The sequence below is a fragment of the Vibrio marisflavi CECT 7928 genome (assembly GCF_921294215.1).
GTDB classification, from domain to species: Bacteria; Pseudomonadota; Gammaproteobacteria; order Enterobacterales; family Vibrionaceae; genus Vibrio; species Vibrio marisflavi.
This window is the reverse complement of record NZ_CAKLDM010000001.1, coordinates 104,759-126,838: the sequence shown is the minus strand read 5'-3', so window position 1 is coordinate 126,838 and position 22,080 is coordinate 104,759. Positions and strand designations below refer to the sequence as shown.

Here is a 22,080-nt window from a genome sequence, read left to right as displayed (position 1 = left end):
ATCATTTCACGTACACTTTTCTTTAATAGAAACATTAACAACTTTTTATGTAAGAGACTCTTAAAAAAATTCTCTAACTAATATATTTAAACCGAGAGGAAAGTGGCCAAATATATTTTTAGCCACTTTTATTTAATATGTAAAACTACGCACTTCCTTTAAGAGCATCTCCGACGAAACCGTTATATTGGTCACCTAATACATTGCCAATATTCCGACAAAAATACATATTTCCACTTAGCCCAGTGTTTCTCTGGCCAGTGTTTCGTGTATCTGATTGACCTACCACATTTCGTAGAATTTCTTGATCTTCTTCTTTGCTTAGATCGAGCAAGCCATTCTCTGACATATCGCCACCATTTTTGGCCCACTTCACTTCTTGCGCTTGCATCATGAAATCAAGCATGGTGCCTCTGTCTTTATTGCTCTTACAGCCTTCACTGGTTGTCATGCCAACTTCATCGGCAAGCTTCATCATCAATACCCCAAGCATTAAACCATCAAAGCCATTGGCAGCTTTTGTCGCTTTACCGTCCTCACCATCGTATATTCTGTCGTATATCTCTCGTGCTCTTGTATACAACTCTGTAGCACTTTCACCATCTTCAAGCTCATCAATACGTTGCTCCAAATCACTAAGTGTTTGGTCAATCCCTTGCTGAGCTTCATTCCATTCATCTTTAAATTTATTTTGTTTGCTATTGAGAAGCGACCAGCTACCTATGCCTCCTAGGCCTAACGTGGAGCCAAGGCCAACTGCCGCCACTACTAATCCGAAGGCACCTCCGGTGAAAAACGTTGCTGCCGCTAATCCTGCCACTGCCAAAGTCCCACCGATCACTGTCGCTACTGGGTGCTTGTTCCATGCCACCTTAAGCCCTCGACCAAGCATTTCAGTTTTACTCATATCATTAGAGTTAACAGGCAATGTACAAGTCTGAATTTTCTCCGCTCCGTCTCTACCAGAAGTAGCATTAGCTGCCTCTATTTGGTCGCAATGTCTGTCGTACAAGCGCTTTTCTTTTATGGGGTCTACCAGACGAAGATCTAAGTGTCCTTTTCTACGGTCGTGCTCTTCCACACCATTGACACCTTGCATTTTGTCTACTCCCTTGGCGAATAGACTACCCTGCCCTTCGGTCAGTGCTCCCATTCTCGCAAAATTCACTGCATCTCGGTCTCCTGCCTGAACAGACCTTAGCATTGGGTTGCCGAGGAAATGCCCATGTACGTCTTCGTCTCTTACTTTCTTCGCATCTTTACTCGTGATACCTCTAGTGAAAACGTTGGTTTGTTCTGAAACTTGCGTACCTCCTACGTTGTATTGCTTTGGCTGGTAAGTATCATAAACAAACTCTTTGGATAACGACTGGTCTCTAATGTGACCTGCCCGAATTGCACCTAAACCGGTGCTACCGTCGTTGGCAATATTGATCGCTTGTTGAACATTCCTTTGTAGCAACTCAGAAGTTTCATCAAGCTCAGGATCATTGGAACCATGATCTCTAATCGCTTGAGCGTACTGCTGGATAATATCTTTAGTCGCTTTTAGGCTAGCATCACCGCCGAGCAAATCTGGAAGAGATAGCACCGTTTTTATGGGGTCTGCGCGTTCACTATTTTCCAAGCTACTGTTTATGTCAGCTATATAATCAAGTACGACTTGTTTATCCATATCATACTGATGTTGTGCGGGATTCAGTGCCTCATGGTTGTGAACATCCTGCATCAACGGTTGCTGAAAATCTCTAATATTGTCCATCTGTTAGTCCTCGTGGTTGAATGTTTGTAGCGCTTGACTACATTGAATGATCTCTTGGGAGAATGCTTGGTATAAAGCCAGCATTTCTGGAAGGTCTACCCTTTGATAATTGAATTTAATTTGTGCAAAGACTCGCGAAGAATTGTCGCCATCTTTTACTAAGCAATATGATGCGGCCATTTGCTGCTTGAAACTGTTTCGCTGTAGGAGCCACTCGGATGTCGAGATATTAACTAAGGGGGTTCTGATTTCAGCTACAATTGCTGCGTGGTTATCATCTATAGAAAAAAAAGCCACAAGTATGGAGTCTACCTGTGGCGAAGTGAGTGTTAGATGATAAACATCTGATGGAGTAAACTCTATGCGCTGATCAACAAACAGCTGCTTGATTAAATGATGAAAAGTTTCCTGATCTCTCATATGACTCCTAGCACATAAAATTCGTAGTAAATTTTATTCTAGGGGTCAGGTCTTATTTATCTAATAGATTTACGCCTCCACTTTTATATTTTAACCAAAGGCGTGTTCATATATTTATAAGAACACGTTTCCTCAATTCGCTCTAGTGTTTTCTCAACTCGTAAATAATCCACGTTTTACCATTTTCTTGATGGTAAGATGCGCCTTGATTTATATAGGCCTGTTGAAGTCGCTTCAGCTTATTATTTTCTTCAACGTCACCTAAATAATCTATAACCATCCCTTTCACTTTGGAAATACCAGTATTGAGCTTTTCTAGCGTGTGGACGAGTTTAAAGAAATTTTGCACAGCACCAGCCAAGCCTTGAGACTGCCCAGTTGCAGTGATCTGACTAATGACCAATGTGTCATCTTCAACGCTGTAAATAAGGTCTAAGTCGTTGAGTTGTACCTGCATGCCACTGATAAAGTCACTACCCAGATAACGGTGCGGTGTTGGTGTGTAGCCGCTTTGCTTCAAAAATCGGCTAACTGGATCATTGGTTGTAATCATGGTTGACACCCAGAGTTTAAGGGGACAATGTCCCCTTTATTCATATGATTATTGCTGCGCTAAGCTGTAATAAAGTTGGCTAACAGACTGGCGAAGCTGCTCATTCACTGAATTAAGCTGACCTTGCATTTCTCCCAAACGTTGACCAGTTTGTCCGATTTGCTTTTCCCAAGTGTCCAGTATCTTGTTTTGTAGCTGAACATCGGCACTCTTGTCTTTTGCGTCTCGGGTGATGTCGGCCGCGTCTCTAGCAATCCAGAATTTACTGAAGTCAGCTGCACCATCCATGACTCTCATTGAAACATCGGCGCCTCGTTGAGCCGCGTCCGTCCCTCTTATCGCAGCACCACCACCAATAAAACCACCGAGCATGGAAGCGCAACCTTTCGCAAAATCACCCCAAGAAGCTTTATACGCCGCATCGCACTCCTTTTGGTTCGCTGCTTTTTGCATTGCATTGTTGGACACCGCTTGGTCTAGCATCAACATCATGCCTTTAGCCTGAGAGTTGCTAAGCGCATCCCTCCAATCTTGGATTGATTGACGAATGAGTTGTAGCGCTTTATTCACCAACGCTGCCAGAGAACTTAAGTCGTTAATTAAATTATCAATCTCCTTCTGGTTGCTATCTCCTGTTTTGAGTCCACCGGATGCGCCAGTTGCCCCAACTGTTGATTGAACAGCATTTGTATTTTGTTGAACTGTAGTCATGATTTTATTCCTTATCAGTTAAGCTTTGCCCATCATTCCAGCCATCATTCCGTTCGCGTTAGATAGGCTCTCGATATTGCTTTGAGTGGTACTTTGTCCATCGGCAATCATTTTCAGGGTCTCCTTGACTCGGCTTCTCTGCTTGTCCATTAGCTGATTGAGCACCTCGAGAAACTGATTGGCCATTTGCTGATCGGCCAGCAAGTCTGCAATTTCTTTTCTCAGCTCTGCCATTTTTCTATTCATAGCGAAATCAGCAAAGGATTGGGCACCTGTCGTCACCGCACTGGTTGATGTGGCTAGACGATCCAACACAGATTTTGTTATCCGGCTGATTCCTTGAGATATTTCCTTTTTCATTGTGGAGGCAATGGTGTCAATAATTGCTTTGTTTAGAGCCTCGGAACCAATTTCCAGCCCTTCTTTTGCCATTTTTCTTGCCGCTACTTCTGCTGCTTTTTTCACTGCTTTTTCAGTCGCTTCTTCAATCAACTCTTTAGCTGCTTGTTCAGATACACTCTTAGCCACTTCTTTCGAGATATCTTTAGATGCATTCTTCGCTGCATCCTTAGCCATGTTCTCGAGCATTTCATGAGCAAGCTCTTTGGCTAATTCTTTTAGGATGACTTTCGCTTCCGCTTTGGTAATCTCACCAGCAGATTCAGCTGCAACGACCTTGGCAATCTTGGTCCCCATTTCTGTCGCTGCCGATGCACATTCTGCTGCTTTGGCTGCTTTTGAAGCCGCCATCAGACCACGAGCTGTTTGAGTGACATCTAGTACCGCTGCCACACACTCTAGTGCCATCTGCGCGTAACCAATTTTTTCTGCGATATCTCGCAGTTTCTTCGCTTTTTCTGGGTCATCTTCACACAGTGCGGCTGTTTCAAGTGAGGCTTTCACTAATCCCAACACCCCAGCTGACACCTCGGCTACCCCACCTGCTATGGCAAGTGGATTTCCTGACACAACGCCAGCAGCTATCTTCAAGCAACCCACCGTCACCTCGACCGCAGACACAACCCAATCGATGACCGTGGTAAAGATGTTATGCTTCTGCGATTGATGAGACTGCTCGATGTTTTTGTTAATAGCGTCAATCTGATCTTGTAGCTTCACAGCACTTTCCGCTTTTTGCCTGTCATGCAGTGCATCGAGCGCTTTAATTAAGTCTTTTGCACGAGAATTAAGACCGTCAGTCACAATGAGCGAAATATATAGGGATAAAGAGTCAACAGACAAACTGGATAGTTGATTTGACGTTGAGCCCGTAGTTGTTTTTTCAGTCGTTGTATTAAGCTGTTTGAACAACTCGTCTAGCGCATCATCCACTTGTTTCAGAGTTATGTGCTTTCTGTTTTTTGGTTCAGGTAGCTTTATGTCTAAGTTGTCTGAATCAAGAAACTGTGACCGCCCACCTGACCATTGGCTGGCTTTTAACTTCAGCCCATCAACCTGTTGATTACCATCTTGATAATCGGTATCAAAGTTGATGATGGAATCTTGAGAAGTCGGCCGATAAATATCGTTCCTAATATAATTTTGCGTCATGTTAGACCTCCAACATTGTCCGAGCCAACGCGGCTGAAACTTTACTTTTTAGTTGCTGATATTCAGGCTTATCACTGCACCACCGCACAGCCGCGTTAAACGCTTTTCTTGCATATGATTTGTTGCCTAAACATTGATAGCTAATGCCTGCGTAATAAGATGATCTCGGATCTGCAAGCTCTCTTTGACCTGAGCGGCTAAAACAATATATCGCCTGTTCATGCTCACCCATTCGTTGGCAGCAAATACCCAACGCGAGTAGATAGTCGAAGTTCCATTGGTCCATACTTGCAAGAAAGTAGAAGTGGCGATATGCCTCTGCAGTCTGCCCGGTTTCGAATAACTGAAAGGCGTAGTTATAAATAGTATCGAGTGATGATTCATCCATGTCGCAGAGGATTTTCATTGATCCTCCGCGCTGAAAAAATTCGACAATTGATTTCTCGTCAGGCTGGTTCATAGCGAGTCCTATCGAATAATGCCAATAATGTCTTTTAGAATGTCGATCAACTTACTCAATACAGCGGAAATGTTTTTCTGGATGTTGCCTAAGTTCTGCACATTCTGGGATAGCATGGTTTGCTGGTTCTGCCCGACTTGGTTAGCGTCCGAAGCGGCTTGGTTTAAGTATCCGTTAAGTTCGACTAAGTCTGACTTTTTCAATGGGTCACTTTTGCCATTTAGCCAAGTTTGGGGATCTTCGCCGTTGAGCTTTACACCTAGATTCCCACAATCATCAATGATGCTTTGTATGTCCGATTTACTGACGGTGTCAGTATCTTTAGCCGGTATCTTGCCTTGCACCGCTGATGCTTCATTCTGTATATCACTGGCAGTTTTATTGTTGGCTTGAACAGAAGCCATTAAACCTTGAATAGAATTGGCCGCATTGTCCCGAGTTTGCATGAGCGTCAACACTACATATTGAAGAATGTTGTCGATAGACATCGAGCTCATATCTAAAGTCGTTAAGCCATCGCTTTGCGAAGCGTAAGCTTGCTGAACCATTGTGTTTGAGTTTTGAACATTATCCATAGCACTTCCTCTCTTTTAAATTGGTGGATGAGACTGCTAGATAAATTGACGCGACTTAAACTTCTTCGCCTCTTTTTTATCCTTAGAACCTGGTGAAGCGTCTGCAGCAACTGGCAACTTAAAACCTTGTTGCACTTTTAGAGCCTCTTGCTTCATTTCTGCGAATGCCCCTTTAACTAACTCACCTTTAGGTCCCACTTCACGCTCCAATACTGTTTGTACTTGAGCGAGTTTTTCAGCTAACGCTGGATTATGTTCAGCCTTGGTTTGCAAAGTCTGAACCTCTCCACGCAAAGACTGGAATTCCTGAATTAGTTTTTCCAGCTCCTTGTGCTGACGCGCTAAATCCGCTATTGATTTTTCTACCGATATTGATGAGCTCATGAATCACTCCCGTTTTATCAAAGTACGGGTTTAGATTATCGATATAAAAGAAATTAAGCTTTCAAATATGCTCAATAGTGAACAGATACTGACAGCAATAAAGAATATTTAAGCAAAAAGGCCATCACAAAAGTGATGGCCTTTTAATTAGTGGAACTTTATGATGTTTCTAAATGGCGTTATCCAGTCTGATTCGCATTTTGTTGCACGCTTCAGTAAAGCTAACAATCCGTTTCCCTAACTCCATTTCTTCTATTTCCTGGTAGTCAATAGAAGAAACTAAAACTGCCTTATCGTCATGAGATAGATATAAGTGCGATATCGAGTCATCAAGCCAATGGCTATTAGACTTCAATATTCTTTCTGCTAGCCTATCACTATTTGAAGGTATTTCACTTTCCAAAACCAACTTATTCTGTTCTGAGTAAAAGCTTATTCCATATGCGGTGTTACTTGTCTCCCCAAAATATACATAATCCATAGTAAAAGGAAAACTCACCGCTTTCTGCTGAGTAAGCTCACTGACAACATCTAAAACTTCTTTAGTCTCCATAGTACGCTCCAAACTATTTTTTAAGCAAAGTTGAACTGACTCGTTACCGTCTCTTGTTTGTGCAATACGACGTCTTTATCAAAGTCAACTAAGAAGTTTTTAAACTTACTTTTTCGCTTCGAAATAGCCACTAACGTATCTTTAAGCAAATCAGTTGAATTTAAACTAGCTGCATCTATCACTTCCGAAATACAAAGAATATTTGTATCTGTCATTGAGTAAGAACAACTCATATCTTGAGCCGAGAATAAACCATTTATTCTTGCAACTTTCTCTATTAACTGATGGTTATCCTTTATTAGAGCTTCTGGGTACAAAGGAACATCTATTCGCAATACGCCCTCATCGCTAATATTGATAACAGCCAAACTATCGTCGATTCTCAGTGTGTTTGAGTTTATGTCTTCAAATGAAACCTCGAACTCACTTTGGAGAAAGTCTTTTATGCTAACTACATCCATCATTTCACCTTACGCTTATACCGCGACTTGGTTTTCAACCAGTTCGTCTTCGACACGTTGTTGAGGTCTCAGCTGAACAATATTCTCATCACCGATCAGTTCATCAATGTCAGCACCATGCACTCGCATATTTTCAGCGACTCTCTCTTGAAACCTCGGGTCTTTGACAACACTTTGCATGTTCTCTTTTAGAGTGGAATACGAAGGGTGGTCAAAATAAGCGTACTGCTTCATGTGTGGGGAAAAAGAGCTCATCAACTTCTCTCTGTGGTTAGAAAAAAGACTCTTGCCAACAAACTCCTTCTGCTGTTTAAGGGTCTCTACCACTTGAGTATCCATCTTGGCAATTTTTTCCGCTAAATCATGCCCCGTCTGATCCACAGGGTGATGAGAAGCCATCTCTAACGCAAGCTGTTTTGACTTCTCTACCGACTGAGATAATCTCTCGTAGCCGCCATTCTCTAGATGTTTGCAACCGTCATCATCGATATGTTTTTTAAGATGACTGATATAATCGTTGTGACCTCTTAAACCAATATTCACCATAGTGGTCAACGTAGATTTCGCTTGCTTATCGATGCTTTGGTTGAGCTTAAGTATTCTTCCACTCAGCTCTTGCTGAACGCTTTTATTTACTTTGGCGACTGTTTCGTTGTATTCGTCTTTATGCCTAGTAGGCTCAAACTCGTTTCTGTCACCAATCTTAAATTTGCTGGTTTTATCCTGTTTCTGCGATATAGCGGTCAGTCTATCTTGATCTTTTGAGTGTAGCGTCAGTGGTTCATGATCATGTTCTTCAGGGCTAAGTAATGCATCACTACTTAACTCTAATGCCTGCAAAGCTTTATCCGACCAATGGTCAATCCTAGCGTTCAGTTGACGCGTTTCATTTTTGTTCGCTTCAGCATCGACAATACTCTGTAGATCTTCAGTCAACGAAGTTAATTGTTGCTGCGCTTTGCTCAGCTTACCGTCACTATTTGGCAGTAGTAGGTTTTGATGCTTGGTATGCCACTGCTTGAGTTCCCGAGTCCACTCAGCTCTGCCTTCAGCAGTACTGCAATTTTGCGCAAGCCCCGAACTTAACGACTTCAATCCACCGATGGCCTCTTTAACATCTTTAGTCCATTTAGCCTGGCTGGTCATTGCTTGAGTAATTGGTTCAATGCCATCATTGAAGCTCTCTTTATATTGTTCACATTTACTACCAATTGCATCTCTCGTTTTGTCCAAGTTTGAATCCGGCACGATAGATAGGCCTTGCGAAGTACCTGAGTTTAATTGGTTTATTTCTTGGTCCATGGAAGTGATTTGTCCATGGATTTCAGTCCACTTCAGGCTTGCCTCTGTAGCACAAGAATCGACAGCCATTTCCAACTCGGTTTGAATAAGCTGCTCTCTAACATTCATTAGAGTTTCATTCAATGTAGGAAAGCCTGTACCTTGATGCTGAACCGAACCTTGAGATTGTGAGCTTTCGATATTCACCAACGGTACGCTATGAGCTAAGCTTTTGGTATCGCTATTTAAGTTTTCTTGGTGCTTCAATTTCTCTTCTTTCAGTTCGCCGCCAACATTTATGCTAGTCAATGCTTCAGAAGCGAGCATGCTATCGATCCAGTCCAGCGTTTTCTTTATCTCTTCACCGGCTCTCTCACGATCATTTATACCGTCAATTTCATCTAGCTGGCGTGCTAATGTTTCGGTTAATAGTAGTTCCCTCATATGTGAGCTACTTTCTGGTCGCATTTGCTTGTCTTGATTCTCAACCATAGCTTTTACCGAATCACGACATTTGTTAATGCCACGATGTTTCAAAACTTCTGAGCCAGACTCAGGTGACTTTTGACATTTGCCTTTTATTGAACTGCACAACTGACTATGACTCGTCCCAAGCCTATACTTTGTATTATCACTAGTTCTAAATTTATTCTTATAGGTAAAGCTACTCACTGGGTCTACATTGAAGTATTTTTTTGGTTCAACAACGGATGTCTCTTGGCTATGTCCACCTCTAGTCTTGTGCGATACTGCCAGCTGTTGAAATTGACCATTTCCAGTAGTGAGTGTGCTCAACTGTTTTAAACTTCCGCCTCTAATATGCCTATTTCCACCATCATGACGTGGCGGTACATACGCTCCTACATTATCCATCTTCATTACCTCGGTTGCACAAAGAATATCTTCATCGCTCTCATGCTATCAGTTGGACAACTTTGTTCTTTTAAATATTCCCAACACCTTTCATATATATTCTATGAAAAGTAAGCATTTGTTTAATATATATGACAGTTGTGATATTCATTCAGGCATGAACAATGTTTATTATATTTTTATGGAAAACTTATCTTGTGATGACATTAATAGTTTCTATCTGGCGTATACAAATATAATACGTGAGAGAAATCACTATATTAAAACGATACCACCTAGCTATGAGTATGTAAGAGAATGGTGCCTCAATAACATCAAACAGCAAGAGCTGCACCTAATTACCAAATATAACAATGCATTAGTTGGATCGTGTGATATTTATTCCCGAAGATATGAAGGGGCACCTCATATCGGAGTTCTATCTATATTTGTAGTAAAAGGGTATCGAGGGTGTGGTATTGCGAGTCAATTATTGAAAGACACATTAGAAAAGGCACAGCAGCGAGGCTTTGAAAAAATAGAGCTCGAAGTGCTGGCAAATAATAGTAGCGCTATTCGATGTTATAAAAAGTTTGGATTTTTCCAAGAGGGTGTGAGGCATAAAGCAAAAAAGCTAGGGCCTGGAAAATACATAGATGTGGTGCTTATGGCAAAATACCTCGATGAGCCCAATAATGTACTTTAATCATCACTATCGTAGTCGATATTATTTATTGCTCTTAGTATTTCAGCTACAGGTTCAAATAATGACTCGGGGATATATTGTTCAGATTCTACGTTCGCCATTAGTGCCCGAGCCAAAGGGACATTCTCCACAACGGGGACATTATATTTCTCAGCAAGTTTTACCATATGTAGCGCCATTTCTCCGCGCCCTTTTTCAAGCACTTTCGGCAGCGGAGTTTCACCCTCTTGATAAAACAAGCAAACAGCTAGGTGGGTTGGGTTTCTAACAAGGACAGAGGATTTCTTTACGTTATCGGCAAGGCTGCCACTTTGGATTTCTTTGTGGGTTTCCTTACGCTTTTGCTTAATTTCAGGGTTGCCTTCTGAATCCTTATGTTCTTGCTTAATGTCTTCCTTAGACATCATCAATTGCTTCATCGTCGTATGCTTTTGGAAAGCAAAATCTAACGCACCAAACACTACATAAAAAGCAATTAAGCAGCCCCACAGCCAAAAACATAATGTAGCAGTGACAGATAACCCACACTCCAAACCGCACAGAGGTAGAAACTGCAATGAACTACTGTATTTATTTAATATATAAGCAAAAATAATCGATAAGAGCGCGACTTTCAGACATGACTTGAACAGCTCAAATAAACTCTTCATGGAGAAAATATTCTTAAAGTTGCTTAGCGGATTTATCTTCTCACCTTTAGGCTGGATAGACTCCGGCGCAAATAAAGGGCCTATCTGCGCAATAATCGTCAGCAAAGTAATAAATATCAACATCAGCGCTAAGCCCACTCCAAAATGAAGAGTAAACTCCATGAAAGCTCCAACGATATTGCCAAACGCCCTTTCTATTGGAAGGTTAAGGGAGTCGAGTGTCACGGTTATAATATCTTGCATTCCAACCATCAAACTCGTGCCTTGAAAGTAGAAAAACAGCAATATCGCCGCCAGCTGAACTCCCGTAGTCACTTCATTACTCTTAGCAACTTGGCCTTTTTTTCGAGCGTCTTTTATCTTCTTCTGAGTAGGTTTTTCCGTTTTCTCTGCCACTTAGTCGCCTCTCATCTCAACCAACAAGTTTTGGATTTGATACTCGAACAAGTTCATTCGCTGCAAGAAATGGCCAAAGGAAAAATTGAGGCTAAGTAGAATAAGTAAAATCGCCATCGCGGATTTTATCGGCATGGACAAGAAAAACACATTTAGCTGCTGCGCTGAACGGTTAATCAGCCCCAAAGCCAAATCAACCATAAGCATGATCACCATCGCTGGTAAGGCAAAACTTATAGCGAGCTCAAACATCAAGTGCCACTCGTGGCTTAAGAAATTGAGAAAGCCTTTACTAAAGACGATTTCCTTCCCCATTGGCAAACTGTTGTACGAGTTATAAATGCCATTTAGCAGCTTATTAAATCCACCTGTAACGAGAAAAAGTACCGTCAGAACTTGGCTAAATAAAATCCCGAACACTGATGCTTGAGTACCCAATAAAGGGTTGTACACCGTCGACATTGAAGCACCACGCATGGTATCTATGACAAACCCTGCGACATCTATCGCCCAGAATGGAATCGCGGCTGAAAACCCAATGCAGATGCCAATAAACAGCTCACGCAACATTAGCTCGGTGAACGGCAACATTTCTGGTGATGACAATAGGGGTAAATCTCGGTAAACAGGGAGCAGAGGAAGAGCAATCAATATGACCAGAGCATTGCGAATTAACACTCCCCCCAACGACTTTTGCGAGAAAAGAGGCAGCAGCAACATAACTCCGAGTGGACGAAGAACACAAATGGCCAATGTTGATACCCAAACCATCAAGTCACTCATCGCGCACCCATATGGCTGATCTGGTCAAACGCCATGTTTGCGTAATTTAGCAGTGTTCCTCCCATCCAGTGATAGCTGACGACGAGAGTGATACTCACTGCCACAAGCTTAATCAAGAACTGCACTGTCTGATCCTGAACTTGTGTCAACGCTTGTATCAAACTGATCAATACGCCGACAACAGAAGCAACCACAACAACAGGGAGCGAGAGCCACAATATTAGCCATAAAAGCTCAGAGGTGAGGTTGATAATGATTCCTTGGCTCATGAGTACGACAACATCAGCTGAGTCAGAAGTTTTTCCCAGCCCCCCATCAACACAAAGATAAGTAGCTTGAATGGTAGTGATATGGTCATCGGAGAAACCATCATCATCCCCATTGCCAGCAATACATTTGAGACAATTAAATCAATCGCGACAAAAGGTAAAAATAGCAACAAGCCGATCTTAAACGCCTCTATAAGTTGACTCACTGTAAAGGCTGGAATCATGACTAGGAGAGAGCCCTCATTAAGCTCCTGCTGATAATGCTCTGGCCATAGTTTATGACCCACTTCGCTGAAGAATCGCACTTGTTTTGGATCAGTATGCTTAGTTAAGAACTCACGGTAAGGAGCTAATGCTCCGCTATCTACTTGCTGGAAGAATTGATCAGATGTTAGATCGATTGGGTTCTGTTTTAGGTTATCTTCGATTTGTAATCCAACAGGCGCCATGATGAACATCGTCAAGATTAGCGCCAAGCCGTAAATCGCCATATTCGGCGGAATTTGTTGGATACCCAAAGCATTGCGTAAGAGCTATTGTCAAATGTGGTGTATGGAGATCATGCAGTAGCCTGTTGATGAGTCTCCATTTCTTTCACCCCATCGATGAAGCGAACATCTTTCACAACATCAGCCAGGAGTTTAAAACCTCGTAGACGACGCCACTTCGTCTCTGCACTGCGCATTAACTTGTAAGCCATCATCAACGTAGTCTTTCTGTTTCCACAGTTCTTCGTCTTGTTCGTGCGCAAGCGTACTGTGGCGAACATTGATTCTATCGGGTTCGTCGTCCTGATATGAACCCAGTGCTCTGCTGGGTAATCGTAGAACGCTAACATTTCAGCTTTGTCTTTCACCAAGCAGTCCGTTGCTTTTGGGTACTTGGCTTCGAAGCGCTTCTGGAAGGTTGAGAAGGCATGATAAGCCTCATTCCTGGTCTCTGCCATCCAGATATCTTGCAGTGCTTCCTTCATCCTAGGCTGAACACTTTTGGGCACCTTGTTAAGCACATTCGCTGTCTTATGTACCCAGCAACGCTGCTGACCCGTTTGAGGCCAGCACTTAGCAACCGCTTTCCAGAAACCAAGTGCGCCATCTCCGATGGCTAGCTTTGGTGCTAACTGTAATCCCTGTGCTCGTAACTGCTCAATGAGTTCCGTCCAACTTGCTTCTGACTCTCGATGACCATCCAGAACGCCAAGGACTTCTTTGCGCCCAGTGTCATCGACGCCAATAATGACGAGCAAACAGAGCTTGTCGTCCATTCTGACGTGACAGTAAATACCGTCAGCCCAGACGTAGACATAGCGACGCTTACCGAGGTCTCGTTTGCGCCACTGCTCGTATTCTTCATGCCATTGCTCCTTGAGGCGACAGATACTGTTGGCTGAGAGTCCTTTTGCATCCTTACCGAGCAGCGACTCAAGAGCGGGTAGCATATCGCCCGTCGATATCCCCTTGAGATAGAGCAGTGGGAGCAGTGTTGCTATGTTTTTAGTTCGCTTGAGATACGGTGGTATCAAGCTGCTATTAAATTTAACACCATTCCCTGAGCGATCTCGTACCTTAGGAATTTGCACTTCCACATCGCCGACACCTGTTTGTAAGGTTCTCTCAGGTAAGAAACCATTGCGAACTATGGCTTGTTTGCCGTCAACCATCGTATTCTGATATTGAGTAAGCAGCTGCTGAAGCTCCGCTTCAACAGCTTGTGAAATTAAGTCTCTTGCACCTTGGCGTATCAATTCAGTGAGCGGGTCTTGTGGTGTATTCAGTGAAACAACAGTATTATCAGTCATGCGGTGTACCTTTCTGTTAATCGTTCTGGTGAGAACTACATCAACAGATTACACCGCAACTTCTTTTCTCTTCCATACACCAGAAACCAGCATAGCTCATTGCGTAAAAGGGAAAAGACGACAGAAAGCTTAAGGAAAGACGTCGCCATGACAGCAAACAGCGGCAATACAGATAAAGAGAATAGAACAATGATTAACTGTAACGGGTGGTCGAGTAACGACATATAAGCTTTCCACTTCGTACTAAAACAGTACGAGTTTGCTCTGATAACGCCGATGTGCCTATACGTTAAACACCTTAATCACGTGCGATTAGTATGTTAAACACTTTACTGTTCGATGACTACTCAGGGGAGCTCTCCACTCCATAATTTTTCACCTTCTGCAAATCGTAGTCACTTAGTATCGAGGTCTTGTAATCGAAAACAGGAAAAACACTCAATATCTTAATAAACTAAGTTTTAACTCTATTTAAAAAATTAAGGTAACTATGAGGCGCGTACTCATCCTAACACTTTTCTTGGTGAGCTTTACTACTCGAGCTAAACAGCCGAACCAACTTCACCTGCTAAGAGTTGCAGTAGGCGACTTTTATCCATATGTCACGTGCAAAGATGGGGAAGCAAAAGGTATCAATGTCTACTTGGTAGAGAAGGCTTTCAAGGCCGTTAACGTGCAGCTCGAATACACTTGTATGCCTTGGAGCCGAGTATATAAGTCTTTGTATAGGAATAGACAAGATATTTCCTTTCCCTACTTAAAATCGAGCGAAAGAAGAAACCAGCTTTACTATTTGAAAACCCCTCTCATGGTAACCCGACTAGTATTTTTTCATTTAGAAACAATGACAATGCCAAACCACGAAATCTCCCTAAAGGACATTTCCGACTTAAAGCTAGGAGGTGTCTTAGGGTATGAGTATGGCCAGCTTATCAAACAGTACGACCAAAAGTTTGGGCTCTACCGCTCTGCATCTAGTCAAGACGGATTCAACCGGTTACTTAAAGACCGCATCGATATACTAGTAGAAGAGCAGAATGTTGGTGAGGCCATCATTGCCTCACTCCCCATGTCACAAAGAGAAGCGATCACTTTTACACCCTTTACCGAGACTCGAGAAGATACGAACAATTACATTGTTACCGGCGCCAACAATCCAAATAAAGCGCGCATTGATGAGTTGTATGAAAAGGGCCTGCGCTTACTAAACGAGCAAAAGCCGCAATAAGCCCTAGTTAAATATCTTCAGCCTAATCTCGAGCAAGTTGCAATCACTGCATATATTTGTCGGAGACAATAAAGGCTGAGCTAAATTTTGTATTCAACAAATCAATTTAAAACATCTAGAAAAATAACCATATAGCTACCGTATGACATATTTAGTTACTATAAATTACGATTGATATTAACTAAAATTCCCTTTTAATTAACCGATCGATTCATTTAATATTATGACCTAGGTTCCATATAATTTTGTTCCTAGAATTGGAAGGAGAGAAATATAGTAGATTATAAGTAATCCTGAAAGCCCAGGATTTCCTAGCGAAACTGACGTTGTTAGTGTTGTACCAAAGAACACACCCAGAACAATTATTGTTCTGGGCTTTTTTTTGCCCCTTTTCGTCATAGAGTCTGTTCTTGTTTTTAGTTACGTAATAAAACCATAACAAGTTGTGATATATGAGTTGGTGGTGAACAATTCAACCTTATTTTTTAACGCTTCTTCATTCATCTAACTACCTTTAGGGACCCATTACGGCTCTTCCAATAAATCAATCAAAAGCATAATTATTTCCTGCATAACAATCGGTTAAGCCATTGAAACAAAAAAACACTTCATGCTTAACTAATCGTCAATTAAAGGTGGTTTATTGAGTCGAGATGATTAATGGATAGCGTCGCGACTATACAACCAAGAAAAGAACTTCTAAGGTACTCAAATTACCTTACTTGAGTACCTTCCAGCTTACATAAAAATACTTAAAACGATAAATAAAATGGATTTTTTATGCGTTCAGTAAATAGAAAGGTTATCTTTTTTTTAATATTATTGGTTTCTGGATGTAATAGTTCATACTACGATACAAAAAATGATATTGATACAAGCACAAATAGTGATAGCGATAGTTTGGCCCGGATTGTTGATTACAATTTTAGTTTTATTGCTGAGGTTGGAATAAATAATACACTGCTTCAATTTGATGAAGGTGTATCCGATCTATTCAACTACCGTGTTAGAAATAGTGGCTGTAATATTCGTCACTACGAAAACTGTACCAAGGGCCAATTAGACTATTTATCCGACAGCACATCTATTACAGACTCTGTGCTAACGTTAGTAACCCCCGCGTACTATCATTTTAAATACCCAACATCTTCTAGTAGCCATCATGGGTTATCACTAACGACTTTTCCAGCCAGAAGCTTCCACAGTGTCATCAAGTTCAACAATAAATATTTACTCATTGGTGGAGAAAGTAGTGACGGATACTTAAATGATATCTGGTCTTCCGACGATGGTGAAATTTGGACAGAGGAAGCTAGTACTAGTAGTTTTTCAGCTAGAGCGCACCATAAAGTAATTGAATTTAATAATAAATTATGGTTGATCGGTGGTGTAGATGCTAGTGGAGGTTTGAATGATATCTGGTCTTCTATTGATGGGATCCACTGGCTTGAAGAAACTAGCAATGCAGCGTTTTCCAAAAGAAGATATCAAACTGTTACCAACTTCGACAGTAAGTTATGGCTTTTAGGCGGGCGAGACTATAACAGCGGTGATGACCTAAACGATATTTGGTCTAGTAGTGACGGAATAACTTGGGTTGAGGAAGCAACTAATGCTAGTTTCTCTTCACGTCGAAATCACTCAACAACCTTGTTTAATAACAAACTCTTTCTCATTGGTGGATACAGTGGAACAACTGGCAAATATTTGAATGACATATGGGTTTCTGATGATGGAGTGAGTTGGGACAAGCTAGTAGACAGCTCAGAGTTTTCGAGCCGAAGTTTACACCAAATCGTTGTATTCGAAAGCAGACTTTGGTTATCAGGTGGCTTTAATGGCAGCCGTTTAAATGATATCTGGTCTTCTACAGATGGTGAAACTTGGATAGAAGAAAGCGAATCCGCTCAGTTTTCCAAACGATCTGGCCACCAAACATTATTGTCCAATGACGAGCTTTTTATAATCGGTGGAACAAATGATTCTGGTGACTTTTTAAGTGATGTTTGGTCCTCTATAAATGGACAATACTGGGTAAACTTAACAAGTAACAGTCAGTTTAATAATCAGTTTCCTGCTCGCCAAAATCACCAAGTTGTCCAATTTAACAATAAGCTATGGATTGTTGGTGGACGAAATGGTGACGATCTAAACGATGTATGGTCCTCAATTGATGGTATTTCATGGGTTCTTGAATCTAGCAATGCAAACTTTTCTGCACGCAAAAATCATCAATTAGTTGTATATAATGACAAGCTTTGGCTTATTGGCGGAAATGACGGAGCACGGCTCAATGATGTATGGTCATCTATAGATGGTGTACATTGGGTCGAACAAACAGCTAGTGCCGATTTTTCGTCCCGCCAATTCCATCAAGTGGCGGTTTATGCAAATAAAATGTGGGTTATTGGTGGACATGATGGTGGTAGAAAGAATGACATTTGGTCTTCTTACGATGGAATTAATTGGACAGAGGAAACTAACTCAGCAAACTTTTCAGCCCGCTTTAAGCATCAAACTATCGTTTATAACGAAAAGTTGTGGGTGATAGGGGGTATATCACATGCTCGCTTAAATGACGTCTGGTCGTCCACTGATGGTATTTCATGGACAGAAGTGTCCAGTGAAGCTAACTTTTCTCCTCGACAAAGCCATCAATGTGCTGTATTCGACAACAGACTTTGGCTTATAGGTGGAAATGATAGCAGCAGAATCAATGATGTATGGTCATCTATTGACGGTAAAAATTGGGTTGAAGAAGTGAGCCGTGCTGATTTTTCCGAAAGGAACAAACATCAAGTCGTCACGTTCAATGATAAATTGTGGATGATCGGTGGGTACGATGGAAACATTCTAAACGAAGTATGGTCTTCTTGGAATGGTACTGATTGGCGACGACCCTTTAAAATAACTGTTAGTGGAGAATTAAGCCTCTATTAGGCTCGCTTGATCAATTTGAAGGAACCAAAAATTGGAACTTACGATCTGACGGGGTTTAGTTGTTTAACTCCGAGAGGAAGTATGCTTGTGCCATTGTGGCTTGACCTTATACGAGACACGGCTTTGTTGCATAATTCCAGCGACAAGCGTATCAACCCTCAATCGAGCAATATCTAATCAAAACACCTAGTCTGTGGCTACACCAATTAATGGCGTAGCCAATCAGATCGTAGCTTCTTGATTTAGTTCCATCGATTTAAGCAACAAGGACAATCATAAGTTCAATGTTTTATCGTTGTGCTCACCCTATTTAACTATAAATAATCCATTCATCCTCTTACTTAATGTTAATTATATTTAAACTGGTTAATTTCAACTGTTAATGTGTCGGCTTGTTCAGACAGTTTCTGGAGTATTTTGTCGGCATCTTCCACTTGGACTCGAACCGAAGAGGCTGAATCTGCGATAGAAGTGATGCTACTGTTGATTTCTTCAGTTACACACTTTTGCTCATCTGTCGCTGAAGCCACTTGTGCATTCATATCGCTAATTTCACTGAGCATTGACATAATTTCAGACAGCATATCCGTATTGTTAGTACAGCTTTCCACCCCTTTTTGAACGGTTTCATTCGCACTTTCAATACCACTGGATACACTATTGGTTTCACTTTGAAGAGCATCGATTTTATCTCGAATTTCTTCTGTGGAAGCCTGAGTTCTACCCGCCAGCGAGCGAACTTCATCTGCAACCACAGCGAAGCCACGTCCTTGCTCTCCTGCTCTTGCCGCCTCAATCGCTGCATTTAAAGCCAGCAAGTTGGTTTGCTCTGCGATACCTTGGATAACGTCCAATACCTCTGCAATTGAACTCGTTTCATTGTTAAGGCGTCCAATCGCTTCCACGGAGGTTTCCATCTGTTGATTTAATTGGCCAATTTCATTGCCTAATACTTGGCCTACACGCACACCTTGAGTGCCAGATTGGCTCGCATGCGAAACATGCTCAGACGCTTTGTTCGCGAATTGAGATACTTCTGATATCGAAGCGCTCATTTCGTTAATCGCAGTAGCTACTGAGGTTGTTCTGTTATTTTGATCTAAAATAGACGCTCGGGTTTCTTCCATACTATTGGACATGATGATAGCGTCCTCCCTAAGAGTGTGAGAAGCCGACGCAAATTGTGTGAATACATTTTGCAGTTGAGAAAACAATGCATTGAGAGATACAGCTAATTCTGTCATTTCATCACGTCCTACTTCCGTAAGTCGCTGAGTCAGGTCATTAGACTCACTGATGTCTTTCACTTTTTGGGAAGCCGCTGAAATAGGCCTAGATATGCTGTTACCGACAAGATAGGATAAGACAACAGACAGCACAACTACGATTAGAATAATGACGACTATGGTATTAAATACGGTGTCAATCAATGCTTTAGTATCTGCCATCGCTTCCGCTACATCGACTTCTGTTAATATCGCCCATGGCAACCCCGCGACATTAACGGGAGCATAAGCGGAAAACACATCTACCTCTCGGTAATCGGGTGTAATGAGAAACCCATTTTCTCCCTGCAATGCTTTACGAGAAGTAATAGTCTCAACAGGTTGCCGACCTATCGCCGAACCTTTATCTTTAATCTGTTGAATTAGGTTCGCATTGGTTCCTGCTGATTGAAGCGCAGTAAAATAGTCCTCGGGATCTTCAATTAAGAAACGAGGTTGGCTACGTAAAAGACCGTCTGGCCCTACTAAATAGGACTCACCACTATCGCCTAAGCCGATATTCTTCCAGTTTTCATTAAACGTCATGATGGTATTAATTTCATCGACAGGCATTTGGAAGATGAGTACACCGACTTTTTTACCTTGATTATAAATAGGTGTGGCAATAAAAGAAGCGGCGGCTTCATAGGATGGATAGTAAGGTGCAAAATCCTCTAAGTGGTATTCCCCTTTACTTTTATTTACAGCGCTCAAGAATGCTTTGGAAATCCCACTACCTTGATAAGGGCCTTGGCGTAAGTTGGTGGCAAAATCCAGCTCTTTAAAGACGGAATACACAATATTCCCATCTAAATCAACTAAGAATATATCGTAATAACCAAAGGCTTCCAGAAAGTGCTTAATCGATGGGTGATACCGTTGATGAACCTCGTCATAATCTGTACCCAGCGAATCCGACATCAACAAATGCTTTTCACCCAATGGATTAGAGTTCAGTGCGATATACCGAGCTTGTAACGCTTGAGCTCTATCTGACAGCTGCGAAAGTTTTTGGCGCGAGTTTGAAGATTGTCCTTTATTTGCCTTTTGGTAAGCAGTACCAAACTGTCGAGTGTAATAACTTTCAAGTTTACTTCTATCACTTTTAGTTACCTTGGAACTAGGGTAAGACTGAAAAGCATGCTGAAAGGCTACCATAGCTTGTTGCGTAGAAACATCATTAGCAAGCGTATCTAGTTGTAGCCGAATTTGGTTGAAATACCGTTCAATTTCACCCGTTTTCACTTCTCTCACTGAGATGAGCTGATTTTGTGTTCGCTCTAGTAGGGCCTGCTCTGAGAGCTTAGAAACCTTCCAACCAATAAATGTACCAGTAAATACCAACCCCATTACGCAAAGTAACGTAGTAGAAATAATTATTTTTGATGCTATTTTCATGACTTGTCCCTAAGCCGATAAAAAGATTTTGTATCAGATAGTTTTAAACAGATAAACTTTTAATTGTATGCAATTTATGTGAATGGGGATTTTTTAATTATCACTTTTCTTATTTACGCAAATACTTTTCCATGCGAAAGGAAGATATTACTCGTAATTGGGTTTTGAAAACTCGATTCGAGTTTAGTACATAAAATTATAAACAGGCTCATTTATCAATTCTCTGCTTGGGAAGGTGAACTTCAAGGATCGTATCAACTGTACTTGCCTCCACCAAAAATGGGGAAAGTGCACCTTTATTGCCTACTAACTTACGAACATTATTAAACTTGCCTACAACAGATGGTACTTGATTATCAAAATGAATGAGGTTGCCTGGAAAAGATAATGAGCCAGCCATTGGTATATCATAACTTTTCGCCAAATCCAACAATCGGTGCAAAGCTCGGTGTATGGCTACATGCTCATCCGGTATTTTCACTTTTTTTGACATAATACTCTCTTTAATTAGTTGGACTTAATCGTTTAATTGATACCTAATCAACTTCTTAAAAGCCTTGTCTATTTTGATTAGATCATTAATAGAGGAAGAGTTATTGATTTCATTAATTAATTGCTCTCGACTGTATACTGGAACCTTATTTATATGAGTAACTTTACTTTTTAGTGAAACCGAAAGCTTTTCATAGATTGTGCTGTCGAGCATTTAGAGCTCCTTGCATGAGGTAAACCCCCATTTATTTAATATGTCACAAACACTATTAAAAGATATGAACTTAGAATCAATGACTTCATCCTTATGATTACTCAAGACAAGAAAGTATTGGCTAAGTCCACGCTCTCTCTTGGTAGTGAACCACTGAAAAAGTGCTGGCATACGCTCCAGATAACCCGTATAGCCAAGGCAAACCCAAGAGACATTGGAGTTTTTTCTATATATTTTTAGCTCTAACTTATCTGAGCCATTCTTATTGCACATAATTACCACACTAGTAAATAGCTATAATAGAATAAGTAAATTTCATACACATATTATTATTGATAATGTAAATATTTATAGTGATGGCGATAATTTGGAATTAGA

At 41.3% G+C, this 22,080-nt stretch carries 22 protein-coding genes and 1 pseudogene; 3 read left to right on the top strand and 20 right to left on the bottom strand.

Going from position 1 to position 22,080, the window contains the following annotated elements; all coding sequences use genetic code 11:
• Positions 1-145: 145 nt before the first annotated feature.
• The 11 genes from L7A31_RS00570 to L7A31_RS00520 form a co-directional block, all read right to left on the bottom strand.
• A complete protein-coding gene (locus L7A31_RS00570; protein ID WP_237359530.1) occupies positions 146-1,762 on the bottom strand; it encodes a hypothetical protein in 1,617 nt (538 codons plus the stop codon).
• Positions 1,763-1,765: 3 nt separating this feature from the next.
• Positions 1,766-2,182 carry a hypothetical protein gene (locus L7A31_RS00565; protein ID WP_237359529.1) on the bottom strand — a complete coding sequence of 139 codons (417 nt, stop codon included), beginning with the start codon at positions 2,180-2,182 and terminating at the stop codon, positions 1,766-1,768.
• 142 nt (positions 2,183-2,324) lie between these two features.
• A complete protein-coding gene (locus tag L7A31_RS00560) occupies positions 2,325-2,735 on the bottom strand; it encodes a hypothetical protein (RefSeq protein ID WP_237359528.1) in 411 nt (136 codons plus the stop codon).
• 48 nt (positions 2,736-2,783) lie between these two features.
• A complete protein-coding gene (locus L7A31_RS00555) occupies positions 2,784-3,446 on the bottom strand; it encodes a hypothetical protein (RefSeq protein ID WP_237359527.1) in 663 nt (220 codons plus the stop codon).
• An 18-nt stretch (positions 3,447-3,464) separates the two neighbouring features.
• Complete coding sequence (sctE, locus tag L7A31_RS00550) at positions 3,465-4,997, bottom strand: type III secretion system translocon subunit SseC family protein (protein WP_237359526.1); 1,533 nt, start codon at positions 4,995-4,997, stop codon at positions 3,465-3,467.
• A gap of 1 nt (position 4,998) precedes the next feature.
• Positions 4,999-5,457, bottom strand: coding sequence for a SycD/LcrH family type III secretion system chaperone (locus L7A31_RS00545; protein WP_237359525.1), 459 nt, complete (start codon positions 5,455-5,457; stop codon positions 4,999-5,001).
• 8 nt (positions 5,458-5,465) lie between these two features.
• Positions 5,466-6,032, bottom strand: coding sequence for a hypothetical protein (locus L7A31_RS00540; protein WP_237359524.1), 567 nt, complete (start codon positions 6,030-6,032; stop codon positions 5,466-5,468).
• 36 nt (positions 6,033-6,068) lie between these two features.
• The gene (locus L7A31_RS00535; protein WP_237359523.1) at positions 6,069-6,416 is read right to left on the bottom strand and encodes a hypothetical protein; all 348 of its coding nucleotides are present in this window, start codon (positions 6,414-6,416) and stop codon (positions 6,069-6,071) included.
• A 169-nt stretch (positions 6,417-6,585) separates the two neighbouring features.
• Complete coding sequence (locus L7A31_RS00530) at positions 6,586-6,969, bottom strand: hypothetical protein (RefSeq protein ID WP_237359522.1); 384 nt, start codon at positions 6,967-6,969, stop codon at positions 6,586-6,588.
• Positions 6,970-6,989: 20 nt separating this feature from the next.
• Positions 6,990-7,430 carry a hypothetical protein gene (locus L7A31_RS00525; protein ID WP_237359521.1) on the bottom strand — a complete coding sequence of 147 codons (441 nt, stop codon included), beginning with the start codon at positions 7,428-7,430 and terminating at the stop codon, positions 6,990-6,992.
• 15 nt (positions 7,431-7,445) lie between these two features.
• Entirely contained in the window at positions 7,446-9,584 is a 2,139-nt protein-coding gene (locus tag L7A31_RS00520; protein WP_237359520.1) for a hypothetical protein, read from the bottom strand.
• Between the two features lie 103 nt (positions 9,585-9,687).
• On the opposite strand from L7A31_RS00520, the gene L7A31_RS00515 reads away from it, so the two are divergent.
• Positions 9,688-10,269, top strand: coding sequence for a GNAT family N-acetyltransferase (locus L7A31_RS00515; protein ID WP_237359519.1), 582 nt, complete (start codon positions 9,688-9,690; stop codon positions 10,267-10,269).
• Here L7A31_RS00515 and L7A31_RS00510 read toward each other — a convergent pair.
• The 6 genes and pseudogenes from L7A31_RS00510 to L7A31_RS00485 form a co-directional block, all read right to left on the bottom strand.
• Positions 10,266-11,315, bottom strand: a complete 1,050-nt coding sequence (locus tag L7A31_RS00510; protein WP_237359518.1) for an EscU/YscU/HrcU family type III secretion system export apparatus switch protein — start codon at positions 11,313-11,315, stop codon at positions 10,266-10,268. The two genes, L7A31_RS00515 and L7A31_RS00510, sit on opposite strands and share 4 nt — an antisense overlap.
• Entirely contained in the window at positions 11,316-12,098 is a 783-nt protein-coding gene (sctT, locus tag L7A31_RS00505; protein WP_237359517.1) for a type III secretion system export apparatus subunit SctT, read from the bottom strand. It lies immediately after the preceding gene.
• Positions 12,095-12,367, bottom strand: a complete 273-nt coding sequence (sctS, locus tag L7A31_RS00500; protein WP_237359516.1) for a type III secretion system export apparatus subunit SctS — start codon at positions 12,365-12,367, stop codon at positions 12,095-12,097. The genes sctT and sctS overlap by 4 nt, the downstream gene beginning before the upstream one ends.
• Positions 12,364-12,888: pseudogene (sctR, locus tag L7A31_RS00495) on the bottom strand (type III secretion system export apparatus subunit SctR); the annotation flags it as partial. The gene sctS and the pseudogene sctR, both read right to left, overlap by 4 nt.
• Positions 12,889-12,926: 38 nt before the next feature.
• On the bottom strand, positions 12,927-14,165 hold the full coding sequence (locus L7A31_RS00490) for an IS256 family transposase (RefSeq protein ID WP_237359438.1): 1,239 nt from the start codon (positions 14,163-14,165) through the stop codon (positions 12,927-12,929).
• A 35-nt stretch (positions 14,166-14,200) separates the two neighbouring features.
• Entirely contained in the window at positions 14,201-14,389 is a 189-nt protein-coding gene (locus tag L7A31_RS00485) for a hypothetical protein (protein ID WP_290368728.1), read from the bottom strand.
• Positions 14,390-14,655: 266 nt separating this feature from the next.
• On the opposite strand from L7A31_RS00485, the gene L7A31_RS00480 reads away from it, so the two are divergent.
• Both L7A31_RS00480 and L7A31_RS00475 read left to right on the top strand, forming a co-directional pair.
• Positions 14,656-15,393 (top strand): substrate-binding periplasmic protein, encoded by a 738-nt coding sequence (locus tag L7A31_RS00480; RefSeq protein WP_237359515.1) that lies wholly within the window; start codon positions 14,656-14,658, stop codon positions 15,391-15,393.
• A gap of 780 nt (positions 15,394-16,173) precedes the next feature.
• A complete protein-coding gene (locus L7A31_RS00475) occupies positions 16,174-18,333 on the top strand; it encodes a Kelch repeat-containing protein (protein WP_237359514.1) in 2,160 nt (719 codons plus the stop codon).
• A 347-nt stretch (positions 18,334-18,680) separates the two neighbouring features.
• Here L7A31_RS00475 and L7A31_RS00470 read toward each other — a convergent pair whose 3' ends face one another.
• The 3 genes from L7A31_RS00470 to L7A31_RS00460 form a co-directional block, all read right to left on the bottom strand.
• The gene (locus L7A31_RS00470) at positions 18,681-20,996 is read right to left on the bottom strand and encodes a methyl-accepting chemotaxis protein (RefSeq protein ID WP_237359513.1); all 2,316 of its coding nucleotides are present in this window, start codon (positions 20,994-20,996) and stop codon (positions 18,681-18,683) included.
• A 208-nt stretch (positions 20,997-21,204) separates the two neighbouring features.
• Complete coding sequence (locus tag L7A31_RS00465; RefSeq protein WP_237359512.1) at positions 21,205-21,489, bottom strand: hypothetical protein; 285 nt, start codon at positions 21,487-21,489, stop codon at positions 21,205-21,207.
• Between the two features lie 24 nt (positions 21,490-21,513).
• Entirely contained in the window at positions 21,514-21,702 is a 189-nt protein-coding gene (locus L7A31_RS00460) for a hypothetical protein (RefSeq protein WP_237359511.1), read from the bottom strand.
• Positions 21,703-22,080 lie beyond the last annotated feature (378 nt).

Coding starts and splice junctions, on each gene's coding strand:
- L7A31_RS00570 (WP_237359530.1), bottom strand. CDS start 1,762: ATGGACAATATTAGAGATTTTCAGCAACCGTTGATGCAGGATGTTCAC.
- L7A31_RS00565 (WP_237359529.1), bottom strand. CDS start 2,182: ATGAGAGATCAGGAAACTTTTCATCATTTAATCAAGCAGCTGTTTGTT.
- L7A31_RS00560 (WP_237359528.1), bottom strand. CDS start 2,735: ATGATTACAACCAATGATCCAGTTAGCCGATTTTTGAAGCAAAGCGGC.
- L7A31_RS00555 (WP_237359527.1), bottom strand. CDS start 3,446: ATGACTACAGTTCAACAAAATACAAATGCTGTTCAATCAACAGTTGGG.
- sctE (WP_237359526.1), bottom strand. CDS start 4,997: ATGACGCAAAATTATATTAGGAACGATATTTATCGGCCGACTTCTCAA.
- L7A31_RS00545 (WP_237359525.1), bottom strand. CDS start 5,457: ATGAACCAGCCTGACGAGAAATCAATTGTCGAATTTTTTCAGCGCGGA.
- L7A31_RS00540 (WP_237359524.1), bottom strand. CDS start 6,032: ATGGATAATGTTCAAAACTCAAACACAATGGTTCAGCAAGCTTACGCT.
- L7A31_RS00535 (WP_237359523.1), bottom strand. CDS start 6,416: ATGAGCTCATCAATATCGGTAGAAAAATCAATAGCGGATTTAGCGCGT.
- L7A31_RS00530 (WP_237359522.1), bottom strand. CDS start 6,969: ATGGAGACTAAAGAAGTTTTAGATGTTGTCAGTGAGCTTACTCAGCAG.
- L7A31_RS00525 (WP_237359521.1), bottom strand. CDS start 7,430: ATGGATGTAGTTAGCATAAAAGACTTTCTCCAAAGTGAGTTCGAGGTT.
- L7A31_RS00520 (WP_237359520.1), bottom strand. CDS start 9,584: ATGGATAATGTAGGAGCGTATGTACCGCCACGTCATGATGGTGGAAAT.
- L7A31_RS00515 (WP_237359519.1), top strand. CDS start 9,688: ATGAAAAGTAAGCATTTGTTTAATATATATGACAGTTGTGATATTCAT.
- sctT (WP_237359517.1), bottom strand. CDS start 12,098: ATGAGTGACTTGATGGTTTGGGTATCAACATTGGCCATTTGTGTTCTT.
- sctS (WP_237359516.1), bottom strand. CDS start 12,367: ATGAGCCAAGGAATCATTATCAACCTCACCTCTGAGCTTTTATGGCTA.
- L7A31_RS00490 (WP_237359438.1), bottom strand. CDS start 14,165: ATGACTGATAATACTGTTGTTTCACTGAATACACCACAAGACCCGCTC.
- L7A31_RS00485 (WP_290368728.1), bottom strand. CDS start 14,389: ATGTCGTTACTCGACCACCCGTTACAGTTAATCATTGTTCTATTCTCT.
- L7A31_RS00480 (WP_237359515.1), top strand. CDS start 14,656: ATGAGGCGCGTACTCATCCTAACACTTTTCTTGGTGAGCTTTACTACT.
- L7A31_RS00475 (WP_237359514.1), top strand. CDS start 16,174: ATGCGTTCAGTAAATAGAAAGGTTATCTTTTTTTTAATATTATTGGTT.
- L7A31_RS00470 (WP_237359513.1), bottom strand. CDS start 20,996: ATGAAAATAGCATCAAAAATAATTATTTCTACTACGTTACTTTGCGTA.
- L7A31_RS00465 (WP_237359512.1), bottom strand. CDS start 21,489: ATGTCAAAAAAAGTGAAAATACCGGATGAGCATGTAGCCATACACCGA.
- L7A31_RS00460 (WP_237359511.1), bottom strand. CDS start 21,702: ATGCTCGACAGCACAATCTATGAAAAGCTTTCGGTTTCACTAAAAAGT.